The 21286-nt window shown below is 69.6% G+C and carries 21 protein-coding genes; 4 read left to right on the top strand and 17 right to left on the bottom strand.

Translation table 11 applies throughout. The features are described 5' to 3' along the window. Window positions 1-12 precede the first annotated feature (12 nt). From J7E45_RS10770 to J7E45_RS10760, 3 genes are read right to left on the bottom strand one after another with little or no spacing between them, the layout of a single operon-like run. Window positions 13-876 (bottom strand): amidohydrolase family protein, encoded by an 864-nt coding sequence (locus J7E45_RS10770; protein ID WP_215069079.1) that lies wholly within the window; start codon window positions 874-876, stop codon window positions 13-15. Then, window positions 876-2075, bottom strand: a complete 1200-nt coding sequence (locus J7E45_RS10765) for a CaiB/BaiF CoA-transferase family protein (RefSeq protein WP_215069078.1) — start codon at window positions 2073-2075, stop codon at window positions 876-878. The genes J7E45_RS10770 and J7E45_RS10765 overlap by 1 nt, the downstream gene beginning before the upstream one ends. Before the next feature lie 30 nt (window positions 2076-2105). After that, window positions 2106-3110, bottom strand: a complete 1005-nt coding sequence (locus J7E45_RS10760; RefSeq protein ID WP_215069077.1) for an alcohol dehydrogenase catalytic domain-containing protein — start codon at window positions 3108-3110, stop codon at window positions 2106-2108. Window positions 3111-3303: 193 nt separating this feature from the next. Between J7E45_RS10760 and J7E45_RS10755 the strand changes: the two genes are divergently transcribed. Further along, window positions 3304-4380, top strand: coding sequence for an ABC transporter substrate-binding protein (locus tag J7E45_RS10755; protein ID WP_215069076.1), 1077 nt, complete (start codon window positions 3304-3306; stop codon window positions 4378-4380). Between the two features lie 230 nt (window positions 4381-4610). Here J7E45_RS10755 and J7E45_RS10750 read toward each other — a convergent pair whose 3' ends face one another. The 6 genes from J7E45_RS10750 to J7E45_RS10725 are packed head-to-tail and all read right to left on the bottom strand — an operon-like array spanning window position 4611 to window position 10499. Continuing rightward, a complete protein-coding gene (locus tag J7E45_RS10750) occupies window positions 4611-5444 on the bottom strand; it encodes an ABC transporter permease (protein WP_215069075.1) in 834 nt (277 codons plus the stop codon). After that, entirely contained in the window at window positions 5441-6274 is an 834-nt protein-coding gene (locus J7E45_RS10745) for an ABC transporter permease (protein ID WP_105712151.1), read from the bottom strand. The genes J7E45_RS10750 and J7E45_RS10745 overlap by 4 nt, the downstream gene beginning before the upstream one ends. After that, entirely contained in the window at window positions 6271-7098 is an 828-nt protein-coding gene (locus tag J7E45_RS10740) for an ABC transporter ATP-binding protein (RefSeq protein WP_215069074.1), read from the bottom strand. The genes J7E45_RS10745 and J7E45_RS10740 overlap by 4 nt, the downstream gene beginning before the upstream one ends. A 40-nt stretch (window positions 7099-7138) precedes the next feature. Then, window positions 7139-8113, bottom strand: coding sequence for an LLM class flavin-dependent oxidoreductase (locus tag J7E45_RS10735; RefSeq protein ID WP_215069072.1), 975 nt, complete (start codon window positions 8111-8113; stop codon window positions 7139-7141). Then, window positions 8110-9522 (bottom strand): dihydroorotase family protein, encoded by a 1413-nt coding sequence (locus J7E45_RS10730; protein WP_215069070.1) that lies wholly within the window; start codon window positions 9520-9522, stop codon window positions 8110-8112. The genes J7E45_RS10735 and J7E45_RS10730 overlap by 4 nt, the downstream gene beginning before the upstream one ends. After that, the gene (locus J7E45_RS10725; RefSeq protein ID WP_215069068.1) at window positions 9519-10499 is read right to left on the bottom strand and encodes an alpha/beta hydrolase; all 981 of its coding nucleotides are present in this window, start codon (window positions 10497-10499) and stop codon (window positions 9519-9521) included. The genes J7E45_RS10730 and J7E45_RS10725 overlap by 4 nt, the downstream gene beginning before the upstream one ends. Before the next feature lie 231 nt (window positions 10500-10730). On the opposite strand from J7E45_RS10725, the gene J7E45_RS10720 reads away from it, so the two are divergent. Genes J7E45_RS10720 through J7E45_RS10710 form a run of 3 tightly spaced genes read left to right on the top strand, consistent with a single transcriptional unit; the run spans window position 10731 to window position 13590 of the window. Beyond that, window positions 10731-11711, top strand: coding sequence for a putative F420-0 ABC transporter substrate-binding protein (locus tag J7E45_RS10720; RefSeq protein WP_215069066.1), 981 nt, complete (start codon window positions 10731-10733; stop codon window positions 11709-11711). Continuing rightward, the gene (locus tag J7E45_RS10715) at window positions 11708-12778 is read left to right on the top strand and encodes a putative F420-0 ABC transporter permease subunit (RefSeq protein ID WP_374225460.1); all 1071 of its coding nucleotides are present in this window, start codon (window positions 11708-11710) and stop codon (window positions 12776-12778) included. Before J7E45_RS10720 ends, J7E45_RS10715 begins: the two co-directional genes overlap by 4 nt. Continuing rightward, window positions 12775-13590 carry an ABC transporter ATP-binding protein gene (locus tag J7E45_RS10710; RefSeq protein ID WP_215069064.1) on the top strand — a complete coding sequence of 272 codons (816 nt, stop codon included), beginning with the start codon at window positions 12775-12777 and terminating at the stop codon, window positions 13588-13590. The genes J7E45_RS10715 and J7E45_RS10710 overlap by 4 nt, the downstream gene beginning before the upstream one ends. 5 nt (window positions 13591-13595) lie before the next feature. Here J7E45_RS10710 and J7E45_RS10705 read toward each other — a convergent pair whose 3' ends face one another. The 8 genes from J7E45_RS10705 to J7E45_RS10670 all read right to left on the bottom strand — a co-directional run bounded on the left by J7E45_RS10705 (window position 13596) and on the right by J7E45_RS10670 (window position 21285). Further along, window positions 13596-13955 (bottom strand): hypothetical protein, encoded by a 360-nt coding sequence (locus J7E45_RS10705; protein WP_215069062.1) that lies wholly within the window; start codon window positions 13953-13955, stop codon window positions 13596-13598. Window positions 13956-14064: 109 nt separating this feature from the next. Then, on the bottom strand, window positions 14065-14532 hold the full coding sequence (locus J7E45_RS10700; RefSeq protein WP_215069060.1) for a hypothetical protein: 468 nt from the start codon (window positions 14530-14532) through the stop codon (window positions 14065-14067). A 185-nt stretch (window positions 14533-14717) separates the two neighbouring features. After that, window positions 14718-15716: a 2-phospho-L-lactate transferase gene (gene cofD, locus J7E45_RS10695; protein ID WP_215069057.1), complete on the bottom strand. Its 999-nt coding sequence runs from the start codon at window positions 15714-15716 to the stop codon at window positions 14718-14720. After that, window positions 15713-16384: a 2-phospho-L-lactate guanylyltransferase gene (gene cofC / locus J7E45_RS10690; RefSeq protein ID WP_215069055.1), complete on the bottom strand. Its 672-nt coding sequence runs from the start codon at window positions 16382-16384 to the stop codon at window positions 15713-15715. The genes cofD and cofC overlap by 4 nt, the downstream gene beginning before the upstream one ends. Before the next feature lie 10 nt (window positions 16385-16394). Beyond that, the gene (gene fgd / locus J7E45_RS10685; protein ID WP_167632990.1) at window positions 16395-17408 is read right to left on the bottom strand and encodes a glucose-6-phosphate dehydrogenase (coenzyme-F420); all 1014 of its coding nucleotides are present in this window, start codon (window positions 17406-17408) and stop codon (window positions 16395-16397) included. Further along, the gene (gene cofE / locus J7E45_RS10680) at window positions 17405-18205 is read right to left on the bottom strand and encodes a coenzyme F420-0:L-glutamate ligase (RefSeq protein ID WP_215069053.1); all 801 of its coding nucleotides are present in this window, start codon (window positions 18203-18205) and stop codon (window positions 17405-17407) included. Before cofE ends, fgd begins: the two co-directional genes overlap by 4 nt. Next, window positions 18202-19194 (bottom strand): TIGR03557 family F420-dependent LLM class oxidoreductase, encoded by a 993-nt coding sequence (locus tag J7E45_RS10675; protein ID WP_215069051.1) that lies wholly within the window; start codon window positions 19192-19194, stop codon window positions 18202-18204. The genes cofE and J7E45_RS10675 overlap by 4 nt, the downstream gene beginning before the upstream one ends. 228 nt (window positions 19195-19422) lie before the next feature. Then, window positions 19423-21285 (bottom strand): iron ABC transporter permease, encoded by a 1863-nt coding sequence (locus tag J7E45_RS10670; protein WP_215069049.1) that lies wholly within the window; start codon window positions 21283-21285, stop codon window positions 19423-19425. Window position 21286 lies beyond the last annotated feature (1 nt).

Raw genomic sequence — 21286 nt, 5'->3', positions numbered from 1 at the left:
CTTCCTTGCCGCTCACAGCCGGAACAGCTTGCGTGCGTTGTCGAGCAGGATCTTCCGGCGCGACTCCTCCTTGAGGCCGAGCTCGTCGAACTCGGCCATCCAGCGGTCGGCGGTCATCACGGGCCAGTCCGATCCGAACAGCACCCGGTCGGAGATCAGCGAGTCGGCGTAGCGGACCACCTCGGGCGGCAGGTACTTCGGCGCCCAGCCGGAGAGGTCGAGGTAGACGTTCGACTTGTGCCACACCATCGCCAGGTTCTCGAGGTGCCACGGCCAGGCCGGGTGCGCGCTGATGATGTTCAACTCAGGGAACTCAGCCGCCACGTCGTCGATGTAGGGCACGGGGCGGGCGTTCTCGAGACGGTAGCCGCCACCGCCAGGGGTGCCCGCACCGGCGCCGGGGAATCCGGAGTGGAACATGACCACGAGTCCGAGCTCGGCGCAGGTCTCCCAGATCGGGAAGAAGCGCCGGTCGTTCGCGAGGAACTTCTGCCGCGACGGGTTGAGCTCACCGACGCCCTTGATGCCGTACTCGTCGTGCATCCGACGGATCTCGGCGACCGCGGCCTCGCCCTTCCACGGGTCGATGCCGGCGAAGGCGAGGAACACGTCGGGATGGTCCTGCTGCGCCTTGCCGAGCAGGTCGTTGGGCGCACCCTTGATGCCACTCGTGGTCTCGGAGTCGGAGTTCACGATCACGGCCATCATCTTGCGGTCGCGGTACTGATCCGCCTGCTCGGCGAACGACACGACCGGGCGTTCCCGCCCGAAGTGCGCCGACATCTGCGAGTGCCGCTGGCCCATCGCCGCGATGAACTCCTCTGTCTGCGGGTGGGTGTGGACGTCGATCGCGACGAGGTCGTCGATGCCGGGCATCAGGCAGCCCCTTCCTTCGCTGGTACGGGTTCGGTGTCTGCGGATCCGGATGCGGGGCGCAGTCCGGTGATCGCCTCGGTGTCGGCGCCGAGCCCCGGGGCGTAGCGCAGCTCGGGACGCCCGGATCGCTGGAATCGGATGCTGGGGACAGGCACGCGCAGCGCACCATCCGGCCCCTCGATCTCTTCCACCAGCCCCATACTCGCGATCTGCGGATCGTCGAACAGGTCGCCCATCGTGTTCAGCGGGCCGTGCGGGATGTCGTGCGCGACGAGCCGGTCGAGCCAGTACTGGCGGGGTCGGGTGGCGGCGATCTCCTTGAGCACCCCGTCGAGCTCGTCGTAGTTGCGCACGCGCCCCTCGCGCGTCGAGAAGCGCGGGTCGTCGGCGAGGTCGGGCCGCTCCAGCACGACGAGCAGACCGGTCCAGAACTTCTCCGGCACCGACATGTGGATGACGAACGCCTTGTCGTCCGACCCCCGGCAGGCGTAGGCCTGGGCGCGGCGGGGACGCGAGTCGGGAGACGAGACCTGGCCGGTCTCGAGGAACGCCGAGGCGGATTCGGTGAGGAAGTCGAGCAGCGCACCGACCATGGTGACCTCGACGTGCTCCCCCACCCCGCTGACGTCACGGGCGTGGAGGGCGGCGAGCACCGCCTGCACCGCCGACATGCCGGACAGCAGATCGGAGAAGGCCGGCCCGAGCGGACGGATCGTGGACGCGGGAACCACCTGGCTGTACATGCCGCCGGTGGCCGAGATCACGGTGTCGTAGGCGGGTCGCTTCGAGGCGGGTCCGGTAGGCCCGAAGCCGGTGATCGAGCACGTGATCACGCGCGGGTTGCGGGCATGCAGCGCCTCAGGACCGAAGCCGAGCCGTTCGGCCACGCCCGGACGGAAGTTGTCGAGCACGATGTCGGCATCGTCGACCAGACCGAACAGGGCCGCGAGCCCCTCGGTGCTCTTGAGGTCGAGGACGACGCCGCGCTTGCCGCGGTTGTAAGCGGCGAACTGCGGGCTCATCGTCGCTCGCCCCTCCCACCGGCGCATCGGGTCGCCCTCGGGCGACTCGACCTTGACGACGTCGGCGCCGAGGTCGGCGAGCAGCTTGGCGGCGAACGGACCCGAGATGTACTGGCCCAGCTCGACCACGCGGATCCCGGCCAGCGCTCCGGCGCCCGGCGATGCAGTACTCGTCACTTCTGGTCTCCTCTTCGATACCGAGGGTGGTCAGCGCACATCGACGACGACCTTCCCGTCGCCCTTGCGGGGAAAGTCGCGATACGCCGTGGCGATGTCGTCCAGCGCGTAGCGGGTGCCGACGAGCGAGGGCAGCGCCCCCGACCCCGCGAGCGCGAGCGCTTCGGCCACGTCGGCGTAGCGCGCACTGGCGACACCCGACAGCTGCTTGCGGCGCAGGTAGAAGTCGCGGGCGTCGATGCGTAGATCGCTGTCGACGGATGCCGCACAGAACACGGCCCGACCGCCCCAGCGGAGCGCGGTGATCCCGGCGCTCAGGGTCGGAGCGTGGCCGGACACGTCGAGCACGACGTCGAAACCCTCTCCCCCGCTCAGCGCAGAGGCGAGGGCGGCAGCATCCGATGCCTGGATGATCTGCTCATCGCCGACGGGGGCGATGGCGCGGCGTGAAGCGGCGACCACGTCGGCGCCGCGAGCGAGGGCGATGGCCACCGCCGCACGTCCGAGCGTGCCGCCGGCTCCCGTGATCAGCACGCGGTCGTCGGCGGCGAGCGCGACGGTGCGGGCCGCGTTGATGACGATCGAGGCGCTGTGCACCAGCGCGGTCGCCTGTGCGGCGTCGAGGCCGTGACGGTCGATCGCGTTGCGGGTGGGAACGGTGACGAACTCGGCCGCTCCCCCATCGCGGTGCACGCCGACGACGGTCTGTGCCGGGCAGTTCGCCTCGTCTCCGGCCAGGCAGTGCGCGCAGGTTCCGCAGGCGATGTTCGGCTTCACGACGACGGTCTGGCCGATGCGCCTCCGGTCGACACCCGCCCCGACGGCGACGATCTCGCCGGCAGGGTCGATGCCGAGGATGCGGGGCAGCTGCGCCTGTGCTCCCGGTCCGATGCCGGCGATGACGTTGAGGTCGAGCTGATTCACGCCGACGGTGTCGACACGCACGAGCACTTCGCCCTCCCCGGGCGTCGGCTCGGCCGTCTCCTGGAGGGTCAGCCCGTCCAGGTCATGACGGCTCAGCACGGCGGCACGCATCTTCACCTCTTCATCGCGGGAATCTGTTTGGGATACTGTATCCAATTTCCATCACGGCCGTCTAGACCCTGTTCGAGCACGATATCCCGCAAAGCATGGACACCGGATTCCAAATTGGATACCGTATCCCAAAATCCGCGTGAGGCGCCCCACTCCACGGAGGAGTCGCACGCACTTGCCCGAATGGAGAGTCATGCGCACGACACGAAACAGACTCGGCATCGCCGTGGTCGGAGGAGCCGCAGCACTGACGCTGCTGGCCGCCTGCGCCTCGCCGACGCCGACACCGGCAGAGCCCGTCGACCTCGGCGACGGCGAACCCGGAGCCGCCGAAGACACCGACATCACGGTGGCCATCCCCTTCCCCGACATCACGATGTACTCGATGTTCACCCTCGCGAGCGACCTCGGCTACTACGAGGAAGAGGGCCTCACCGTCGAGGTCATCACCGCCGACAACGTCACGGCCGCGGTCGCCAGCGGCAGCGCCGACATCGGCGTCGAATCCACCGGCACCGTGATCGACGCCATCCGCGGCGGCGTCGAGATCGACCTGGTCTCCGGTCACTACTGCCGGCAGAACTTCGACTTCGCGGTGCAGTCCGACGTGAAGAGCGTCGACGACCTCGACGGCACCTCGATCGTGCTCGCCGGAACCCCCGGCGACCCCGCCGAGTTCCAGCGGGCGCAGGTGCTGAAGGAGGAGGGCTGGGACGTCTCGTCGATCAACGCCGAGGTCGTCTACCCGGGCCCGGGCTCGGAGTCGTGGACGGAGTTCTTCGTCAACGACAAGATCAGCCTGCAGCCGTTCTACGCCGATGACCGCGCCGCCCTCGAGGACCACGGCGCGAACATCGTCGTGGAGTCGCTGCGCAACTGGGCCAACGACGTGCAGATCGCCGGCACCCAGTGGGCGCAGGAGAACCCGAACACCCTCGTCCGGTTCCTGCGCGCCACACTCAAGGGCACCGACTTCATGACGGCACCCGCACCCGGCGAGTTCCCCGAGAATGCGGAGGAGGCGCTGGACATCTACGAGGCCAACGACTTCGACGTCGCGGAGCTGCGGGAGTCGGACAGCGTCTGGATCCTCGACGGCCATCTCGCCTGCCCGAACCTGTACTTCGACGGTGAGGCGTGGGACACCACCATCGAGACGCAGAAGCTCGAGCCGCTCGAGTTCGACGACGAGCAGCTCGTCTACCTCCGCAAGGCGCAGGAGCTCCTCGGCCTCGACAACGAGGGACCGGCCACACTGACCTACCCGTGAGTCGCTGACTCGCACGAAGAGGCCCCACCGTTGCGCATGGCGGTGGGGCCTCTTTGTGCCCCCACACCCGCACGCACCGCACCCCACCCGCACCCACGCGCGAGGAGTCAGAACACGCCGCGTGCGCGGGTGCGCCTGCGGCGTGTCTTGACCCCTCAGGTGGGGGCACAAGGACCCGGCCCCCGTCGCGCATGAGACGGGGGCCGGGAGTCGGGAGTCGTGCGCCGGGGTCAGCCGACGATCTTGCGCTCGTCGTACCAGGGCGCGAGCCGGCGCCGGAGGATCGAGATGAGCAGCAGCGTGAGGTTGGCGATGATCACCATCACCACGACCATCGCGATGGCCTCGTCCATCCGGAACTGATACGCCGCGAACTCGAGCAGGTGGCCGAGGCCGCCGGTGCCGCCGAGGAACTCGCCGAGCACCTCACCCGTGAACCCGAGGGCCGCGCCGCGCTGGATACCGGAGAGGCTGTACGGCAGCGTGGCCGGGAAGATCACCTTCCACCCGAGGCCGATCCCCTTGGCGCCGTAGACCCGGGCCGCGTTGACGAGCGACGGGTTCACGGTGACCGCACCCTCCATCGTGTTCAGCAGGATCGGGAACACCGCCAGCAGGATCACCAGCGCGATCTTCGACTCGCTGCCGAGGCCGAGCCCGAGGATGAACAGCGGGGCGAGCGCGACCTTGGGCGTGGAGTACAGCACCCACAGGAACGGCGCGACCATGAAGCGCAGCACCGGCGACCAGCCGACCGCGAGACCGACGACCACACCGACGACGATCGCGATCGCGAGCCCGATCAGCAGGTTGGTGACGCTGAACGCGAAGGCGCTCCAGAACTCCGGGTCGACCATGAGCTGCCCGAACGCGACAGCCACCGCGGTCGGTGCGGGCAGGAACGCCTCGGGGATCCAGTGGAACCAGCTGACGGCCGCCTCCCACAGGAGCAGCACCGCGGCGATCACTCCGATCAGGAGCAGCGTCCACTTGCCCTCGCCCGAGCGCACCACGCGCCGCGGCCGCACGATGCGGACGGTTCCGGTTGCCGAGACGACACTCATCGCTTGCCCTTCCTCGTCCACGGCGCGACCCCGCGCTCGATGGCCGTGACCACCTGGGTCATGCCCACGCTCCACAGCACGACCACCGCGATCGCGGCGAACGCCTGGTCGGTCTGATAGGTGTTCGAGGCGCGGATGATGAGCGCGCCCATGCCGCTCGACGAACCCGCGAGCTCGGCCACGACCATGCCGATCGTGGCGAGCACGACCGCCTGGCGGAGCCCCGCGAACAGGAACGGCACCGTCGACGGCAGGTACACCGAGCGGTAGAGCCGCATCCGACCGGCGCCGTAGACGCGGGCGGCGCGGATGATCGAGGGGTTCGTGGTGCGCATGCCGGCGGCGACGTTGAGCAGGATCGGGAAGATCGCGCTGATCGTCACGAGAAAGATCACCGGACCGATGCCGAAGCCGAACCACGCCTTCGCGAGCGGCTGATAGGCGATCGACGGCGTCGCGTAGATCGTCCAGGCGATCGGGCCGATCACCCGGTCGACCGGAAGCGAGGCACCCATGAGAAGCCCGACCGGGATGCCGACGACCACCGCGAGCGCGAAGCCCGTCAGCCACGCCTGCACCGAGATGCCGGCATTGGCGGCGAGCGAGCCGTTCGCCACGATCTCGCCGAAACCCTGCGCGATGGCGAGGGGCGGTGGGAGGAAGACCGGGCTGATCCACCCGAAGACCCCCACCACGAGCTGCCACAGCACGAGCAGGATGACGACCTCGATCGCGATGACGGCAGCCTTGCCCCGGGCACTCAGGCCCGCGAGCCAGGCGGCGACACCACCCCGACCGAGGTTGGGCCCGGTCGCGAGGAGCGCGGTCATTTCGACACCGCTGCCGCCGTGGCCTCACCCTCCAGCGCCTCCCAGAGGTGGTCGCGGAGTTCGAGGAAGCGCGGATCGTGCTGCACAGACCGCTCCGACCGAGGCCGTTGGATGCCGGTGGTGATGATCTCTTTGATCGCGCCGGGGTGGCTCTTGAAGACGACGATGCGGTCGCCGAGGAGGATGGCCTCCTCGATCGAATGCGTGATGAAGAGGACGGTCTTGCCCGTCGCCTCGATCAGCTTCTCGATCTCGTCGCGCATCACCTCGCGGGTGAGGGCGTCGACGGCGCCGAGCGGCTCGTCCATCAGCAGGATGCGCGGCTCCGCGACGAACGCGCGGGCGAGGCCGACGCGCTGCTGCATGCCGCCGGAGAGCTCGCGGGGATACGACGACTCGAACCCCTTGAGCCCGACCATGTCGATGGCTTCCTGCACCTTCGCACGCCAGTCGGCGGTGCGCAGCCCCTTCTGCATCTCGAGCCCGAACTTGACGTTGTCGAACACGGTGCGCCAGGGCAGCAGTGCGTAGTCCTGGAAGACCACGGCCCGGTCGGGTCCGGGGCCGTGCACCTCCTTGCCGTCGACGAGGACCGATCCGGTGCTCGGCGCGACAAGGCCGGCGATGACGTTCATGAACGTCGTCTTTCCGCACCCCGACGGGCCGAGCACCGTGATGAACTCGCCTTCGAACACGTCGAGGTCGACGTTCTCGATGGCGATCAGCTTCTTACCCGTCCGCGCGACGTCGTAGCTCACCGAGAGCCCGGTGACCGAGATCAGCGGATCCGCCGAGTCCCGTGCGGTGTCGTTCACGTCAGTCATCGTCGACCTCTCGTCTCATCGCCGCGCGTCGGTGCGCGGCTTATCGCAGCTTCGGAAGCACCTCGGTGCCGAGGAGTTCGATCTGCTCGAAGAACCGATCGAACTTGAAGCGGAAGTCGAACACCAGGTGCTCGGTGCCGACCTCCTCGAACCGCCGGATCTGCTCGACCGCCTGATCGGGGTCGCCCACGATCAGCTGGCCCTCGAGGTCTTCGACGGTCTCGAAGCTGCCGGACGGCGGCTTCACCGCGAACTTGGCCTTGTTCGCCCAGGCGAGAAGGCCCGGGATGTTCACGTGCTTCAGGGCCTCTTCGCGGGTGTCCTCGATCGAGGTCGGCGGGATCACGGCGATGGTCGGCATCGGCCGGCCGTTCTCGTCAGTCATCTCGCGCATGGTCTGGATGCGCTTCTCCATGGTGAGCAGGCCCGTGCGTCCCGGCATCCATCCGTCGGCGAACTCCGCCGCGAGACGGGCCGAGCGCGGGGTCGCGCCGCAGTACCAGAACGGGATGCGTCCGCCCACGGGCTTCGGCTCGATCGTGACGTTCTCGAAGGTGAAGATGCCGTCGTCGTAGGTGACGTCGTTCTCAGTGAACACACGACGCAGGATCTCGGCGTTCGAGCGCACCATCTCCACGCGGTCGAGGTCGCCCCAGCCGATCGCGTCGAACTCGTGATCGAACGTGCCGGCGCCGAACCCGAGGATCAGGCGCGGGCCGAGCAGCTGCGTCATCGTGCCGGCCATGAGGGCCGTGACCAGCGGATGCCGGAACGGGATGAGCGATCCGGTGCCGAGCTCGATCTTGTCGGTGACGGCACCGATGGCGGTGAGCGTCGTCAGCGCGTCGTAGAACGTGCGATTCGGCTTCTCCATCTCGCCGTGCGGCTCGAACACCAGGTGATCGCGCACCCAGACCGAGTCGAATCCGAAGCTCTCGGCGAGCTTGGACCCCTCCAGGAGCTTCTCCTTGCTCGCCTCCTCGCCGAAGTGCGGCAGCAGCAGTCCGAATTTCATGTCAGTTCCTCTCTAGCGGCGAATGCCGCCCTGTCTTCCGCCGATGCGGCGAGCTTTCCGAATGTGCGATCGCCGACGACCTCGTCGCCGACGTAGACGTCGACACCGCGCACGAGGGTGCGCTGGATGCGGGCCGTGATCGTGCGCCCGTCGTACGGGGTCCACCCGATCTTCGACAGCACGCCCTCGTTCGTGATGGTCCACTCCTCGGCGAGGTCGGCGATGACGATGTCGGCATCCGCCCCGATCGTGAGCGCGCCCTTGACGCCTTCGAGGCCGAACTTGGCGGCGGGGATGTGGGCGACCATGTCGATCGCGCGCTGCAGGTCGAGCTCGCCCTTGTTCACGGCGTCGAGCATGAGCTCGTAGTAGTACTGGATGCCGGGAGTGCCGGTGTGCGAGCTCCACATCTGCGTCCAGCCGACCTCCTTCTCCTCGCGCGTGTGCGGGGCGTGGTCGCTGGCGGCGATGTCGATCGTCCCGTCGCGCATGCCCTCCCACACGGCGGCACGGTTGTCGTCGGGCACCCAGTAGCTGAGCGCGTAGGGGCCGAGCGTCTCGACGTCGTTCCAGGTCGACAGGAACGGGGCCCAGTGGTTGACCTCGCAGGTCACGTCGATGCCGTTCTGCTTCGCGCGGCGCACGGCCTCGATCGAGCGGCGGGTCTGGATGTGCGCGATGTGCACCGGGCAGCCGGATGCTTCGGCGAGACGCAGCACGACGTCGATCGCGGTGTCCCAGATCACTCCCTCGCGGGCGGCGTAGGCCGAGGCGTAGCCCTCCGGGGTGTTCTCGCCGCGGGCGAGGTAGGCGCCCTCGATGTAGTCCATGAGGGCCTGGTCGTGCGGGTGCACGATGAAGCGCTTGCCGGTCTGGGCGATGTGATCCATGATCTCGAGCAGGTGCCCGTGGTTGTGGATGCCGGTGCCGGAGGGGTGCGGGTAGTCGCGGCCCGTGTCGACGACCATGTAGATCTTGTAGGCGCGGATCCCCATCTCGCTCATGCCGGCGATCTCGTCGAACTTGGTCGGCGCGGGGTTGTGGTTCCAGTCGACGATCGACGATTCCTCGTACCGGTGGAACACGTCGGTCAGGGTGGCGACATCGGTGGTCGGCGGCTTGAGGTTCGGCATCCCGAACATCGTCGTGACGCCACCGGCCGCGGCCTGCAGGCTCGTCGTGTAGATGTCGTCCTTGTGCTCGTAGCCGGGTTCGCGGGTGTGCACGTGCACGTCGACCATGCCGGGGAGCACGAGCTTGCCCGTGGCGTCGACCGTGCGTTCGGCCGCGATCTCGGTGCCGGCGGCCACGATGCCGGCGACCTTGCCGTCGGCGACGAGCAGGTCGGCGACGACCGGTCCTGCGGGGGTGACGACGGTGCCGCCGGTGATCTTCAGATCCACGCTCATCGCGCGACCTCCTCTTTACTGACGGACTCCGCCTGGATGGAGTCGGTGGTGACGGACTCGCCGATCGCGGGCGACGGCGAAGACCGGTGGATCAGGTGCGCCGGGCGCACGTACTGGTCGAACCAGCCGACGATCACCGGGGTGGTCTGCTCCCAGTACGCGTCGTACGCGGCGTAGTGGGTGGTGTGCCGCTGCATGATCAGCTGCTTCGGGCCGCGCGCGGCCTCGTACAGCGCCTCGGCGTGGTCGGTCGGGGTGGTCGCATCGCCCTCGACGCCGATCACGAGCAGCGGCGTGGTCAGGCGGGCGGCCGCCTCGATGGGCCGGTACGCGATGATGCCCTCGGCGCACGCGAGCGGGACGGCGGTGGGGATACGGTCGTCGACGTCGGCCTTGATCTTGGTGGCGCGGCGCTCGGCGGTGGGGATCATGATCTCCTCGCGGGGATGCACGATGCGCCCCTCCCCCGTGGTGACGCGCAGACGGCGGTCTTCGGCGAGGGAGTTCTGGAAGTCGAGCCACTCGTACTCGCTGCGCATGCGGTGCAGCCAGTCCTCGCCGTCGGCGACGGGCACCTGGCTGACGGCGGCCTTGATGCGCGGGTCGGCGTCAGCGAGGAGCACGGCGTTGCCGCCGCCGGTGCCGCCCGTGCCGAAGACGCCGATCGCGTCGGCGATCACGTCATCGCGGGTGGTGAGGTAGGTCACGGCGTTCACCAGGTCCTGCAGCTGCCAGGCCGGCGAGAGGTAGCCGCGGTCGCCCTCGGAGTCGCCGAAGCCGCGGTAGTCGATCACGAGCACGGCGAAGCCGGCCTCGACGAGGGCCTCGTGATACCGGACGTAGAGCTTGGCGTCCTTGAGTCCGAGCCAGCCCGGCCCCTGCACGATCGCGCGGTACGGTCCGTCGTGGTCGGGCGTGCGCCACACGGCGGAGATGCGCTGACCCTCGCTGAAGTACGAGACGGGTGTGGTCTGCATGGGTTCCTCTCGGCTGAACGCGGCATCGCGGTCGGCGATCTGTGCCGCTGCGGTGGGGCGGTTCCCATCTTGACCCATTTTGGATCCAGAATCCAGTATTGATTTGGATCCAGTATCCGCGGTAGCATGACTGCATCGCACCGACCCGATTGGTCGATGCCGGTGGTCCCGACCTGGACTGCGAACGTGCTCTCTCTTGCGCCCCTTCCCGTCCTCGTCTCCCGGAGAACCATGCCTGCCACCGCCCGCGCTCTCAGCGCCGCCCCCGTCTTCGCCCTCCTCCTCGCCGCCGGATTGAGCGGATGCGCCGCAGCTCCCGCGACTTCGGCCGCTGCCGCCGACCCGAAACCCGTCGTGCTCGACAACTGCGGCACGGAGGTGTCGGTCGACGCCGCACCGCAGCGGATCCTCACCGTCAAGTCGTCGACGCTCGAACTCGCTCTGGCGCTCGGGGCGGGCGACCGGATCATCGGATCCGCCTTCTCTGACGGCCCCGTGCCCGAAGACCTCGCCGCGGAGGCCGAAGACATCCCGGTCGTCTCGGACAAGGTGCCGTCGAAGGAGGCGGTGCTCGAACTCGAGCCCGACCTGGTGTTCGCGGGGTGGGAGTCGAACTTCTCGGTCGACGGAGCCGGCGAGCGCGACGACCTGCAGAAGCTCGGTATCACCACCTACGTCGCGCCCGCCGCGTGCAAGGCCGAGGGGTACATGCCCGATCCCCTCACCTTCGACACGGTCTTCGACGGCTTCACCGAGGCCGGGGAGCTGCTCGGCGAAGAGGAGGCCGCGGCGGCACTGGTCGAGGAGCAGCAGGCGGCGCTCGACGCGATCACCCCCGACGACCGCGGCCTCACCGCCGTCTGGTACTCGTCCGGCACCGACCAGCCCTTCGTCGGCGCGGGCATCGGGGCACCGCAGATGATCATGTCGACGGCAGGGCTCGAGAACGTGTTCGCCGACGTGCACGACACCTGGACGTCGAGCTCGTGGGAGCTGATCGCCGAGGCCGACCCCGACGTGATCGTGCTGGTGGATGCGGCCTGGAACACGGCGGCCTCCAAGATCGCGCTGCTCACGTCGAACCCGGTCACCGCGCAGCTCGACGCCGTGCGGAACGAGCGGTTCGTGATCGTCGACTTCCCCGCGACCGAGGCCGGCATCCGCAACGTCGAGGCCGTGGAGTCGATCGTGACGCAGCTCGGAGAGCAGTGAGCGTCACGGTTCCCCTGCGGGCGGCGATCCCCCTCGCAGCGGCATCCGCCCCTCGCCCGCGACGACGCACGGTCTCGGCGATCGCGGTCTTGCTGCTCGCGCTGGCCGGCTCCGTGGTCGCGGCGGTCGCGATCGGTCCCGCCGCCATCACGCCCGCAGAGCTCGTGGCGAGCGTCTGGTCGCACCTGACCGGAGCCGCCAGCGGGCTCACTCCCATCCGCGACGCGATCATCTGGGAGGGCCGCGTGCCGCGGGTGCTGACGGCCGCCGCGGTCGGAGGCGGCCTGGCCCTGTGCGGCGCGGTGATGCAGGCGCTCACCCGCAACCCGCTCGCCGACCCCTACCTGCTCGGGCTCTCGTCCGGGGCCTCGACGGGCGCTGTGATCGTGATCGTCCTGGGCGCCGCGGTGGCGCTGCCGTTCGCGGCCTTCGCCGGCGCGCTGCTGGCCCTGGCGCTGACGCTCGGGTTGGCGCGCGCGGCCGGCTCCGCGGGGGCGACCGCCGTAGTGCTCGCGGGTCTCGCCGTGTCGGCCGTGCTCGCGGCGCTGACCAGTCTGGTGATCTTCTGGAGTGCCACGAACGACAGCTACCGCGAGATCCTCGCTTGGCTGCTCGGCTCGCTCGGCGGCGCCGACTGGGCGGATGCCGCCCTGGCCGGGGTCGCCGTGGTCGTGTGCGCGGTCCCCTTGCTGGCTTCGGCCCGTCCGCTCGACAGCCTCGTGCTTGGCGACACCGCCGCCGAGGCGCTCGGCATCCCCGTGACGCGCCTGCGGGTGCTGCTCTTCGTGTGCACGGCTCTGCTGACCGGAGCCCTCGTCGCCGTCAGCGGCTCGATCGGCTTCGTCGGGCTGATCCTGCCGCACGCCGTCCGCGCGGTCGTCGGCGCTCGGCATCGCGCGCTGCTGCCGGTGTCGTTCCTCGCCGGGGCGGTCTTTCTCATCTGGGCCGACACCATCGCCCGCACCGTCTTCGAGCCCCGCGAGCTACCGGTCGGCATCGTCACCGCCCTGATCGGCGGGCCCGTGTTCGCGCTGCTGATGCTGCGCATGCGGAAGAGCCGCGCATGATCGGCGTGCGGGCGAGCGGCCTCGACGCCCGCCGCATCCGGTTCGGTCACGGCGACCGGCTGGTCGTCGACGGCATGCACATCACCGCTCCCGGCGGAGCGGTGACCGCGCTGCTCGGCCCCAACGGCTCGGGCAAGAGCACCCTGCTGCGTCTGATCGCGGGCACGCTGCGCGGCGAGGTCGAGGCCCTCGCGCTCGACGGCGCTTCCCTCTCTGCGATGCGGCGACGCGAACGTGCGCAGCGGGTGGCGCTGGTGGAGCAGGAGTGGTCGGCGGCCGAGGGCATGACCGGCCGTGACATCGTCGGCCTCGGGCTGCTGCCGCACCGCGGGTGGCTGTCGTTCGAGGGCGAGGAGGCGGATGCCGTCGCGACGGATGCGGCCATGATGCGCGCCGGTGCGCTCGAGTTCGCAGACCGTAACGCCGCGACCCTGTCCGGCGGCGAGCGCCAGCGCGTGAACCTCGCGAGGGCGCTGGCTCAGCGTCCATCGCTGCTGCTGTGCGACGAGCCGACGAACCACCTCGACATCCGGGCACAGCTCGACGCGCTCGTGCTGCTGCGCTCCCTCGCCCACGAGGGGATGACCGTGCTCGCCGCGCTGCACGACCTCAACCACGCGGCGGCCTTCGCCGATCGCGTCGTGGTGGTCGCCGACGGGCATGTGCAGGCGGCCGGTTCACCGCAGGAGGTGCTGACGCGCGAACTCATCGCCCGTGTGTGGCGCGTCGAGGCAGAGGTGCTCACCCGGTCGGGCAGTGACCGACCGCTGATCGTCTTCGACGCCGCGATGGCTCCGACCCCGGGTCGCTGAGAGCCTCAGTCGACGACGGGCAGGCCCTCTTCATCGAACACGACGCCCTCGGAGATCAGGCGTTCACGGGCGGCATGATGCACGACGCCGCGCTTGCGCGGGTCGGTCTCGAGCAGGCTCAGCACGATCTCACGAGTGGCGTTCGGGTGATGGGCGACCTCGATCCGCACACCCCAGAACCGATCCGTGGCGAAGCGGGCGAGGGCCTGCGCGTCGGCATCCGGATTGTGAGCCGCCGCCGCACGGATCCCTTGATTCGGGTCGTCGACGAGCTGCGCGAACTCCTCCGGGGTGTGCGCGCCCCGAGCCAGCCGATAACGGCGTTCCTCATCCGCGAGCTGCTCCGGCGTCTTGCGCTTCCCCATGGCGTCCCCTCCCCCGGAGCCGCTGCGCGCCGGGAGCGTCAGTCTATTCGGGGGATCCGACGCGACGGCGGCCTCCCCGGAACCTTCGGCGGCGGTCAGTTGAGCGGCACTAGGCGTGCGCCAGGCTCGGTGCGCGGACGAACGCGCTCAGCCGCAGCGAGAGCTTTTCGGCCTCTGCTTCGTACTCCACCACGAAGGTGTCGGACGGAGCAGCACCCGACGATCCGCCCCCGACTCCGGCGAGCGCGCAGGATCGGGCCGGGGCCATCAGCTGGTCGAACGCCATCGGCAGCGTCTCGCACCGCGCGTGCCCGCACAGCACGTGCGCGAGCTCGTGCGTCACGACGTGCAGTCGAAACCACCGCGGATCGGAACCACGCACGGGGATCCGCACGCGATCTCCCTCGGCCAGCACGAAGGGTGCGACCGCCATCCACTCCTCGTCTGCGAGGACGTCGATCTCGACATCCATGCCGGTCAGCGCCGACACGCGGTCGGCCAGACACTCCACGCTGGTGCCGGACTCGGCCTCCAGCTCTTCGAACAGCCGCTCCACGCGACGTCGATCATTCATCATTGCTTCACCCCTCCTGCAATCCGGCCCCCTTTCGGCCGAACATTCCCTCACGGGGAGAGACGGTGAAGGGGGTCCGGTCATTACGCCGAAAGGCCGAAAACCTTCGTCCAGTCTTCGCGCGACGGTCTACGACCTTTGGCCTATCAGGGCGGTTCGTGCGGCCGGGCCGGGCTTTGGCGAGCCGATCAGACGGGGAGCGCGACGTCGAGTGCATCCGCGGCGAGACAGGCCGAGGCGTCGAGGTCGCGCATCCACAGCGGACGCACCGGCGCACGAAGACCCTCGGCTTCGAGGCCTGGGGCGAGCGCCGCATCCTCCTCGGCGATGACCCACGCGTCGAGCAGACCGCCCGTCGCACGCGCACCGTAGTGCCGTCCGACCGCGTCGGCCGTGGCGGGGATCCCGACGGCGGCCAGGCACGCGTCGGCCATGCCCCGGACCGGAGCACCGGCGATGATCGGCGACACCCCGACCACGGTTCCGGGTGTCGCGCGCACTGCCTCGGCGATGCCGGGGACGGCGAGGATCGGGCCGATCGACACCACCGGGTTCGACGGGGCGAACAGGATGGCGTCGGCCGCGGCCATCGCTGCGAGCACGCCCGGCGCCGGCGTGGAGTGCTCGATGCCCGGCCAGTCGAAGCTCTGCGCCGGAAGCGATGCCCGGTGCCGGGTCCACCACTCCTGGAAGTGCATGCGGCCCTGAGCGGTCGTCACATGCGTGTCGACCTCGGCATCCGTCGTGGGCAGCAGCCGAACCCCGAGCGGCCAGCGCGACGCGAGCCGGGCGATGACCTCGGTGACCGAAGCGCCCTCGCGCAGCCACCCCGTCCGAGCGATGTGGGCGCCGAGATCGAGGTCGCCGAGCGTGAACCACGGCCAGCCGGAGCCCCACGCATGCAGTTCCGCGGCGACGCGCTCCGACTCCCCCGCCCTGCCCCACCCGCGCTCGGTGTCGTTGACTCCTGCGAGTGCGTAGATCATCGAGTCGACGTCGGGCTGCAGTCGCAGGCCGCTCAGCCACAGGTCGTCGCCGGTGTTGGCGATCACCGTGATCTCGGCACGAGTGCCGCCCGCGGCATCCGGCCACCGCCGCCGCGCGGCTTCGCGCACCCCGACGACGAACTTCGACCCGCCGACGCCGCCCGCGAGGACGACGATGCGCGGCGCCCCGGATGCCGTCATGAGGCGAGGACCAGGGGCCGGTCGACGAGTGCGGAGGTGCGGGGACCCAGACCGGCGCGACGCGCGTCGCGGAGATGCTCGGCCCGGTCGAGGTCACGACGCAGTCCGCTCAGCACGGGAAGACCGACCTCGGCGAACCCGGCGGCACGATGGGCGGCCGCCGAGTCCCCGCCGAAGCAGGTGCGCAGGCCGAAACCCGCGCGCGCGGTGGCGAGCACGGTGCCGGTCCCTTCTGCATCCGGCACGAACGCCCGCGGGTGCGACGAGGCGAACGCGAGCGCCCTGGCGAGCTCGTCCGGACGCAGTGCGGGGAGGTCGCCGAGCAGCACCGCCCGCGGCCGGTCACCCGGTGCCGCACGCACCCCCTGCTCGATCGCCGCCGTGAGCCCCTCGCTGCGGTCGCGCACCAGACGCACCCGGGGCAGCAGCCGCAGCGCGGTCGCCGTGACCTCGTCTCTCGTCACCACGATGACCTGGGCGACCCGCTCGCACGCGGCCGCGGCCTCGACCGTGTCGAGCGCGATCGCGCGGGCGAGGGGCTCGCGATCCACGCCGGGGATCCGCAGCCGTGACTTGCCGATCTCGGCACGCTTCACCGGGATCACCACGACCCATTCCCGTGCGGGGGCGCCCGGCAGCGGCACCCCGATTCCCGAACCGCGGATCATGTCGGAGACCTCAGCCGCGCAGCCGGGGCGCGATGTCGCGCTCGAAGAGCTGCAGGAAGCGACGCTGGTCGTGTCCGGGCGCGTGGAAGACGAGGTGGTTGAAGCCCCAGTCGATGTACTGCTGGATGTCGGCGGCCACGGCATCCGGGTCGTTCCCGACGATCCAGCGCTTCGCGATGGTCTCCAGCGGCAGCGCGTCGGCGGCCTTCTCCATCTCGACCGGGTCGGTGATGTCGTGCTTCTGCTCCTTCGAGAGCGACAGCGGCGACCAGAAGCGCGTGTTCTCCAGTGCCGCCTCCCGCGTCTCCTCGTAGGAGAGCTTGATTTCGATCATCCGGTCGTACGTGTCGAACGAGCGCTCGGACTGCTCCAGCCCCTCCTTCACCGCGGGGAGCAGCTGGTCGACGTAGAGCTCCTGCCCCTTGCCCGAGGTACAGATGAAGCCGTCGCCGGCGCGGCCGGCGTAGCGCGCCACCATCGGTCCGCCCGCGGCGATGTAGATCGGGATGCCACCCTCTGGGCGGTCGTAGATCGAGGCGTCGTGCGTCGAGTAGTACTCGCCGTCGAAGTTCACCCGGTCGCCCGACCACAGCGCCCGCATCAGGCGCACCGACTCGCGGAGCCGCGCGTAGCGCTCCTTGAACTCGGGCCACTCCTGCTCGCCCGCACCCCGGAATCCGGTCGCGATCTCGTTCAGCGCCTCCCCCGAGCCGACGCCGAGGATGATGCGGTCCTGATACAGGCAGCCCAGGCTCGCGAAGGCCTGCGCGAGAACCGCCGGGTTGTAGCGGAACGTCGGGGTCAGCACCGAGGTGCCGATGCGGATGCTCGACGTGCGCTCGCCGACCGCCGCCATCCAAGTGAGCGAGAACGGGGCGTGCCCGCCGGTGTGCCGCCAGGGCTGGAAGTGGTCGCTCGCGAACACGGACTGCATGCCGTGCGCCTCGGCCGCGACCGAGATCTCGACGAGCTCCCGTGGGTCGAACTGCTCCGCGCTGGCCTTGTATCCGAGGGTCAGTGTCATGTCGCATCCTTCTGTTCGTGTGCTGTGAGGTCTGCCAGGGCGGCGGCGTAGCCGTCGCGGTATCCCTGGTCGAGTGCTTCGGCGGTGCCCAACCAGAACAGGTCGCGCTCCGAGGGGCGCACGATGCTCGAGGCGCCGGGGAGGTCGAGGGGGCCGACGAGGTCGGCGCGGCCGCGCACCACGGCAACCGGGTTTCCGCTGGCCTTGCCCTTGACGAGATCTGATGCCGCGGCGAGCTCGTCGGCGACGCACGGGGTCGTGACGCTGAGCACCTTGCCCGCCTGGTCGGTCGTCCCGCGGAGATCGGCGATCATGCGCACGCCGCCACCACCGATCGCGACGTCGGTCTGTCCTTCGCGCCAGGGGCGACCGAGGGTGTCACTGAGGATCACGCCGACCTCGGCGCCGGTGGCCGCACGCAGCCCCGCGGCGAGCGCTCGCGCCGACCGGTCGGGGTCTTCTGGCAACAGCAGTACCCAGCCGTCGGGGGTGTTGCTGGCGTCGACGCCGGCGGCCGCGGCGACCATGCCCAGGCGGTTCTCGACGATGCGCATGGTGTGCCCGTCGAAGGTGCGGGAGGCGACGAGGCGCACGGTCTCGGCGGTGATCGCCTCTTCGCGGTCGGCGGCCTGCACGTAGCGGCCCTCCGCCTTGGAGACGATCTTCGAGGTGACCACGAGGATGTCGCCGTGCGCGAGCTCGACGCCGGTCGCGCGGATCAGGGCCACAAGGTCGTCGCCCGGTTGCACCTCGCCCATACCGGTGAGGGCGAAGACGGTGATCGCGGGGGCGCTCATGCGTGCACCTGCGGCAGCACATCGCGGCCGAAGACCTCGAGGAACTCCCGCTGGTCGGGGCCGACGTTGTGCAGGTAGATGCGCGTGAAGCCGAGGTCGGCATAGCGCTGGATCTGCGCGCGGTGCACGTCAGGGTCGGCGGAGATCAGCATCGATGCCCGCATGTCTTCGGCCGTCACCCCGCGCACCAGTTGCTCGAAGTCGTAGGGCGAGCGCACGTCGCCGCGGCGCATCCGGAGTCCGGCGACCGGCCATTCGGTGAGCGCGTTCGCGAGGGCCTGCTCGTCGGTCGGCGCCCAGGAGAGGCGCAGCTGCAGCACCTTCGGGAGAGCCTCGGGGTCGTGGCCTGCCTCACGCGCTCCCTCGGTGAACCGGGCGAGCAGCGGTGCGAGACGCTCCACCTCGGCGGAGGTCGTGATCAGTCCGTCGGCATTGCGGCCGGCGCGGCGCGCGGTGGCGGGGCCGGCAGTGGCGACATAGACCGGCGGTGCGGTCGGCGGCATCGTCCAGAGCCGGGTCGACTCCATGCGGAAGTGCTCGCCGCGGTGGCGGGTGTCGCGGCCCGCGAGCGAGGCGGTGAAGAGTTTGCGGATCAGATCGACGGCCTCGAACATGCGGTCGATGCGCTCGGCGGGTTCGGGCCAGTAGTCGCCGACGATGTGCTCGTTCAGGGCTTCCCCCGACCCGACGCCGAGCCAGGTGCGTGCCGGATACAGCATCGCGAGCGTCGCCGCGGCCTGTGCGACCACGGCGGGGTGCGTGCGGAAGCCGGGGGTGGTGACACCGGGACCGAGGTCTCCGGTGGTGTGCGCGCCGATCGCGCCGAGCATGGTCCACACGTGGGCGGCGTTGCGGTGGCGCGGAAGCCAGGGCTGGAAGTGGTCGGTGGCCATGATCCCGCGGAACCCGTGCGCCTCGGCGAGGACGCAGTTCGCGATCACGGCGGTCGGCTCGACCTGCTCGAGCATCGCGGCGTACCCGATGTGCATGTCGCCTCCTCACCGTTCTTCTACCGTTGTTCCCATTGAATGGATACTGGATCCAAAAGTCAAGACCCGCCTGCGCCTCTCGCCCCCACCCTCACGCCCCTCGCAGGTCCGCCGAGTGCACGGCATCCTGCCGAGTTCACGGCTTCTTCGCGTCAAGAAGCCGTGCACTCGTCACGAACCCGTGCAGTCGGCGTCGGTGGGCGGGGACGGGACGGGGACCGGGACGGGTCAGCGCTTCTGGCGCTGCACCGCCAGGGTCACCGTCGCGGAATCGGCAGCGGGGACCGGAGGCGCGGCGAGGTCGGGGAGACCGGCGGCGACGGGCTTGCGGGCCCGACCGATCGCCCGGCGGGACAGCGCCCATTGCAGGCCGTAGCCGATCGCGAACACCATCAGCGTGAAGATCAGCGCCATCGCGGCACCCTGATCCGGCGCGTAGAGCTGCGCGGACCGCGGGTTGATCATCGCGTAGATGTACATCGACAGCGGACGCGACGACGGGGTCGCGAGGAACGCCGGGAGCGTGAACTCGTTGGTGCCGAGGATGAACATCTGGATCCACACGGCCATCACGGTGGGCATCAGCAGCGGCGCGATGATGCGGCGGAACCCCTCGAACCGACTGGCACCACTGGTGAGAGCGGCCTCCTCGAGCTCGGGGCGGATCTGCAGCGTCGCGCTGTACGACGAGCGGTAGGCGATCGACACCCGGTACGAGTACGCGATCACGAGCGCCAGCAGCGTGCCGGCGATCGGGATGTACGGGTTGATCACCATGAAGGTGAGGAACATCGCGAAGCCGGCGATGGTCGCGGGGATCGCGACCGACGACGACGCGAACAGGTCCATCGCCTTCACCCACCAGGTCTTCTTGCTGCGCGCGATGCCATAGGCGAGCACGGTGGCGAAGACCACGGCGATCGTGGCGCTGCCGCCCGCGATGATGACCGTGCGTCCGAGCGACACCCAGAACTCCGGGTCGGCGAGCACGGTGCCGAACGCCCCGAAGTCGGTGTTGCCGAGCAGCGCGTCGATCGAGAATGCCACGGGGTAGGGCGTGATCGCCGCCCACAGCAGGGCGAGCAGCGGAAGGATGCCGGTGAGCAGCACGAACACGGCAACCAGCACCATGACCGGGATCTTCCACGGTCCCATCCGCATGGTCGAGGGTCGGAAGCCCTTGCCCGACACCGAGGCTCTGCGCTCGGCGTTGCGCGTCGCGCGCAGATAGATGGCGAACGCGATGGTCGTGATCACGAGGAACACGAGCCCCCACGCGGCGGCCAGACCGTACTGGGGCAGTTCACCCGCGTTGGAGCTGATGAGCGTCCAGAGCTTGAGGGCGAAGATGTCGCGCCCCGACTCCTGGCCGAACAGCAGCGGCACCTCGAGACTGCCGAGGCCGAGGATGAAGGTCAGCACGGTCACTCCGAGCAGGCCCGGCCAGAGCATCGGCAGGGTCACGCGGCGCAGGGTCTGCGGCCAGGAAGCCCCCGACACCCGCGCCGACTCCTCGAGCGAGCCGTCCATGTTCGTCAGGATGGGCACGATCATCAGGTACGGGAACGTGACGTTCGTGAGCGCCTGGATGAAGATCATGGTCGGGAACGCGTACGGATCGATCGGCACGTCGCTCGCGAAGGGCAGCAGCCGCAGCATCTGGTTGAGCACGCCCGATTCGGGCGACAGCATCAGCAGGTAGGCCTGCGCCTTCACGATCGGCGGGATGATGTACGGCACGATCACGAGCACCGAGATGAGCCGACGCCACGGAGCATCCGTGCGCACGGTGATCCAGGCGAGGCCGAACGCCATCAGCAGCGTGAGCAGTGTGGAGCCGCCGACGAAGGCGCCGGTCGCACCGAGCACGCCCCAGAAGTCCTCGCGCAGCTGCCACAGGGTGACGAAGTTCTCGACACCCCACTGGGCCGATGAGACGCCGAAGGGCAGGAACGGACCACGGAACGCGGTGATCACCTGAACGATCAGCGGTACCGCGAGAAGGATGAAGATGACCGCACCCGAGACGACCATCGCGATCGTCATCGAGGTGGGGCGCTTTCGCCCCGTGGTCCGTCCTGCCTTGAACATG

Source organism: Microbacterium sp. ISL-59 (assembly GCF_018613945.1).
GTDB lineage: Bacteria > Actinomycetota > Actinomycetes > Actinomycetales > Microbacteriaceae > Microbacterium > Microbacterium oxydans_B.
This window is presented reverse-complemented; position numbering and strand designations above follow the sequence as displayed.

What these genes read in the sequence shown, in the direction of transcription:
- J7E45_RS10710 (WP_215069064.1), top strand. Translation starts at nt 12,775, where the DNA reads ATGATCGGCGTGCGGGCGAGCGGCCTCGACGCCCGCCGCATCCGGTTC.
- cofC (WP_215069055.1), bottom strand. Translation starts at nt 16,384, where the DNA reads ATGATCCGCGGTTCGGGAATCGGGGTGCCGCTGCCGGGCGCCCCCGCA.
- J7E45_RS10730 (WP_215069070.1), bottom strand. Translation starts at nt 9,522, where the DNA reads ATGAGCGTGGATCTGAAGATCACCGGCGGCACCGTCGTCACCCCCGCA.
- J7E45_RS10740 (WP_215069074.1), bottom strand. Translation starts at nt 7,098, where the DNA reads ATGACTGACGTGAACGACACCGCACGGGACTCGGCGGATCCGCTGATC.
- J7E45_RS10675 (WP_215069051.1), bottom strand. Translation starts at nt 19,194, where the DNA reads ATGCACATCGGGTACGCCGCGATGCTCGAGCAGGTCGAGCCGACCGCC.
- J7E45_RS10770 (WP_215069079.1), bottom strand. Translation starts at nt 876, where the DNA reads ATGCCCGGCATCGACGACCTCGTCGCGATCGACGTCCACACCCACCCG.
- J7E45_RS10700 (WP_215069060.1), bottom strand. Translation starts at nt 14,532, where the DNA reads ATGATGAATGATCGACGTCGCGTGGAGCGGCTGTTCGAAGAGCTGGAG.
- fgd (WP_167632990.1), bottom strand. Translation starts at nt 17,408, where the DNA reads ATGACACTGACCCTCGGATACAAGGCCAGCGCGGAGCAGTTCGACCCA.
- J7E45_RS10670 (WP_215069049.1), bottom strand. Translation starts at nt 21,285, where the DNA reads ATGTTCAAGGCAGGACGGACCACGGGGCGAAAGCGCCCCACCTCGATG.
- J7E45_RS10705 (WP_215069062.1), bottom strand. Translation starts at nt 13,955, where the DNA reads ATGGGGAAGCGCAAGACGCCGGAGCAGCTCGCGGATGAGGAACGCCGT.
- J7E45_RS10725 (WP_215069068.1), bottom strand. Translation starts at nt 10,499, where the DNA reads ATGCAGACCACACCCGTCTCGTACTTCAGCGAGGGTCAGCGCATCTCC.
- J7E45_RS10720 (WP_215069066.1), top strand. Translation starts at nt 10,731, where the DNA reads ATGCCTGCCACCGCCCGCGCTCTCAGCGCCGCCCCCGTCTTCGCCCTC.
- J7E45_RS10755 (WP_215069076.1), top strand. Translation starts at nt 3,304, where the DNA reads ATGCGCACGACACGAAACAGACTCGGCATCGCCGTGGTCGGAGGAGCC.
- cofE (WP_215069053.1), bottom strand. Translation starts at nt 18,205, where the DNA reads ATGAGCGCCCCCGCGATCACCGTCTTCGCCCTCACCGGTATGGGCGAG.
- J7E45_RS10745 (WP_105712151.1), bottom strand. Translation starts at nt 6,274, where the DNA reads ATGACCGCGCTCCTCGCGACCGGGCCCAACCTCGGTCGGGGTGGTGTC.
- J7E45_RS10760 (WP_215069077.1), bottom strand. Translation starts at nt 3,110, where the DNA reads ATGCGTGCCGCCGTGCTGAGCCGTCATGACCTGGACGGGCTGACCCTC.
- J7E45_RS10750 (WP_215069075.1), bottom strand. Translation starts at nt 5,444, where the DNA reads ATGAGTGTCGTCTCGGCAACCGGAACCGTCCGCATCGTGCGGCCGCGG.
- J7E45_RS10735 (WP_215069072.1), bottom strand. Translation starts at nt 8,113, where the DNA reads ATGAAATTCGGACTGCTGCTGCCGCACTTCGGCGAGGAGGCGAGCAAG.
- cofD (WP_215069057.1), bottom strand. Translation starts at nt 15,716, where the DNA reads ATGACGGCATCCGGGGCGCCGCGCATCGTCGTCCTCGCGGGCGGCGTC.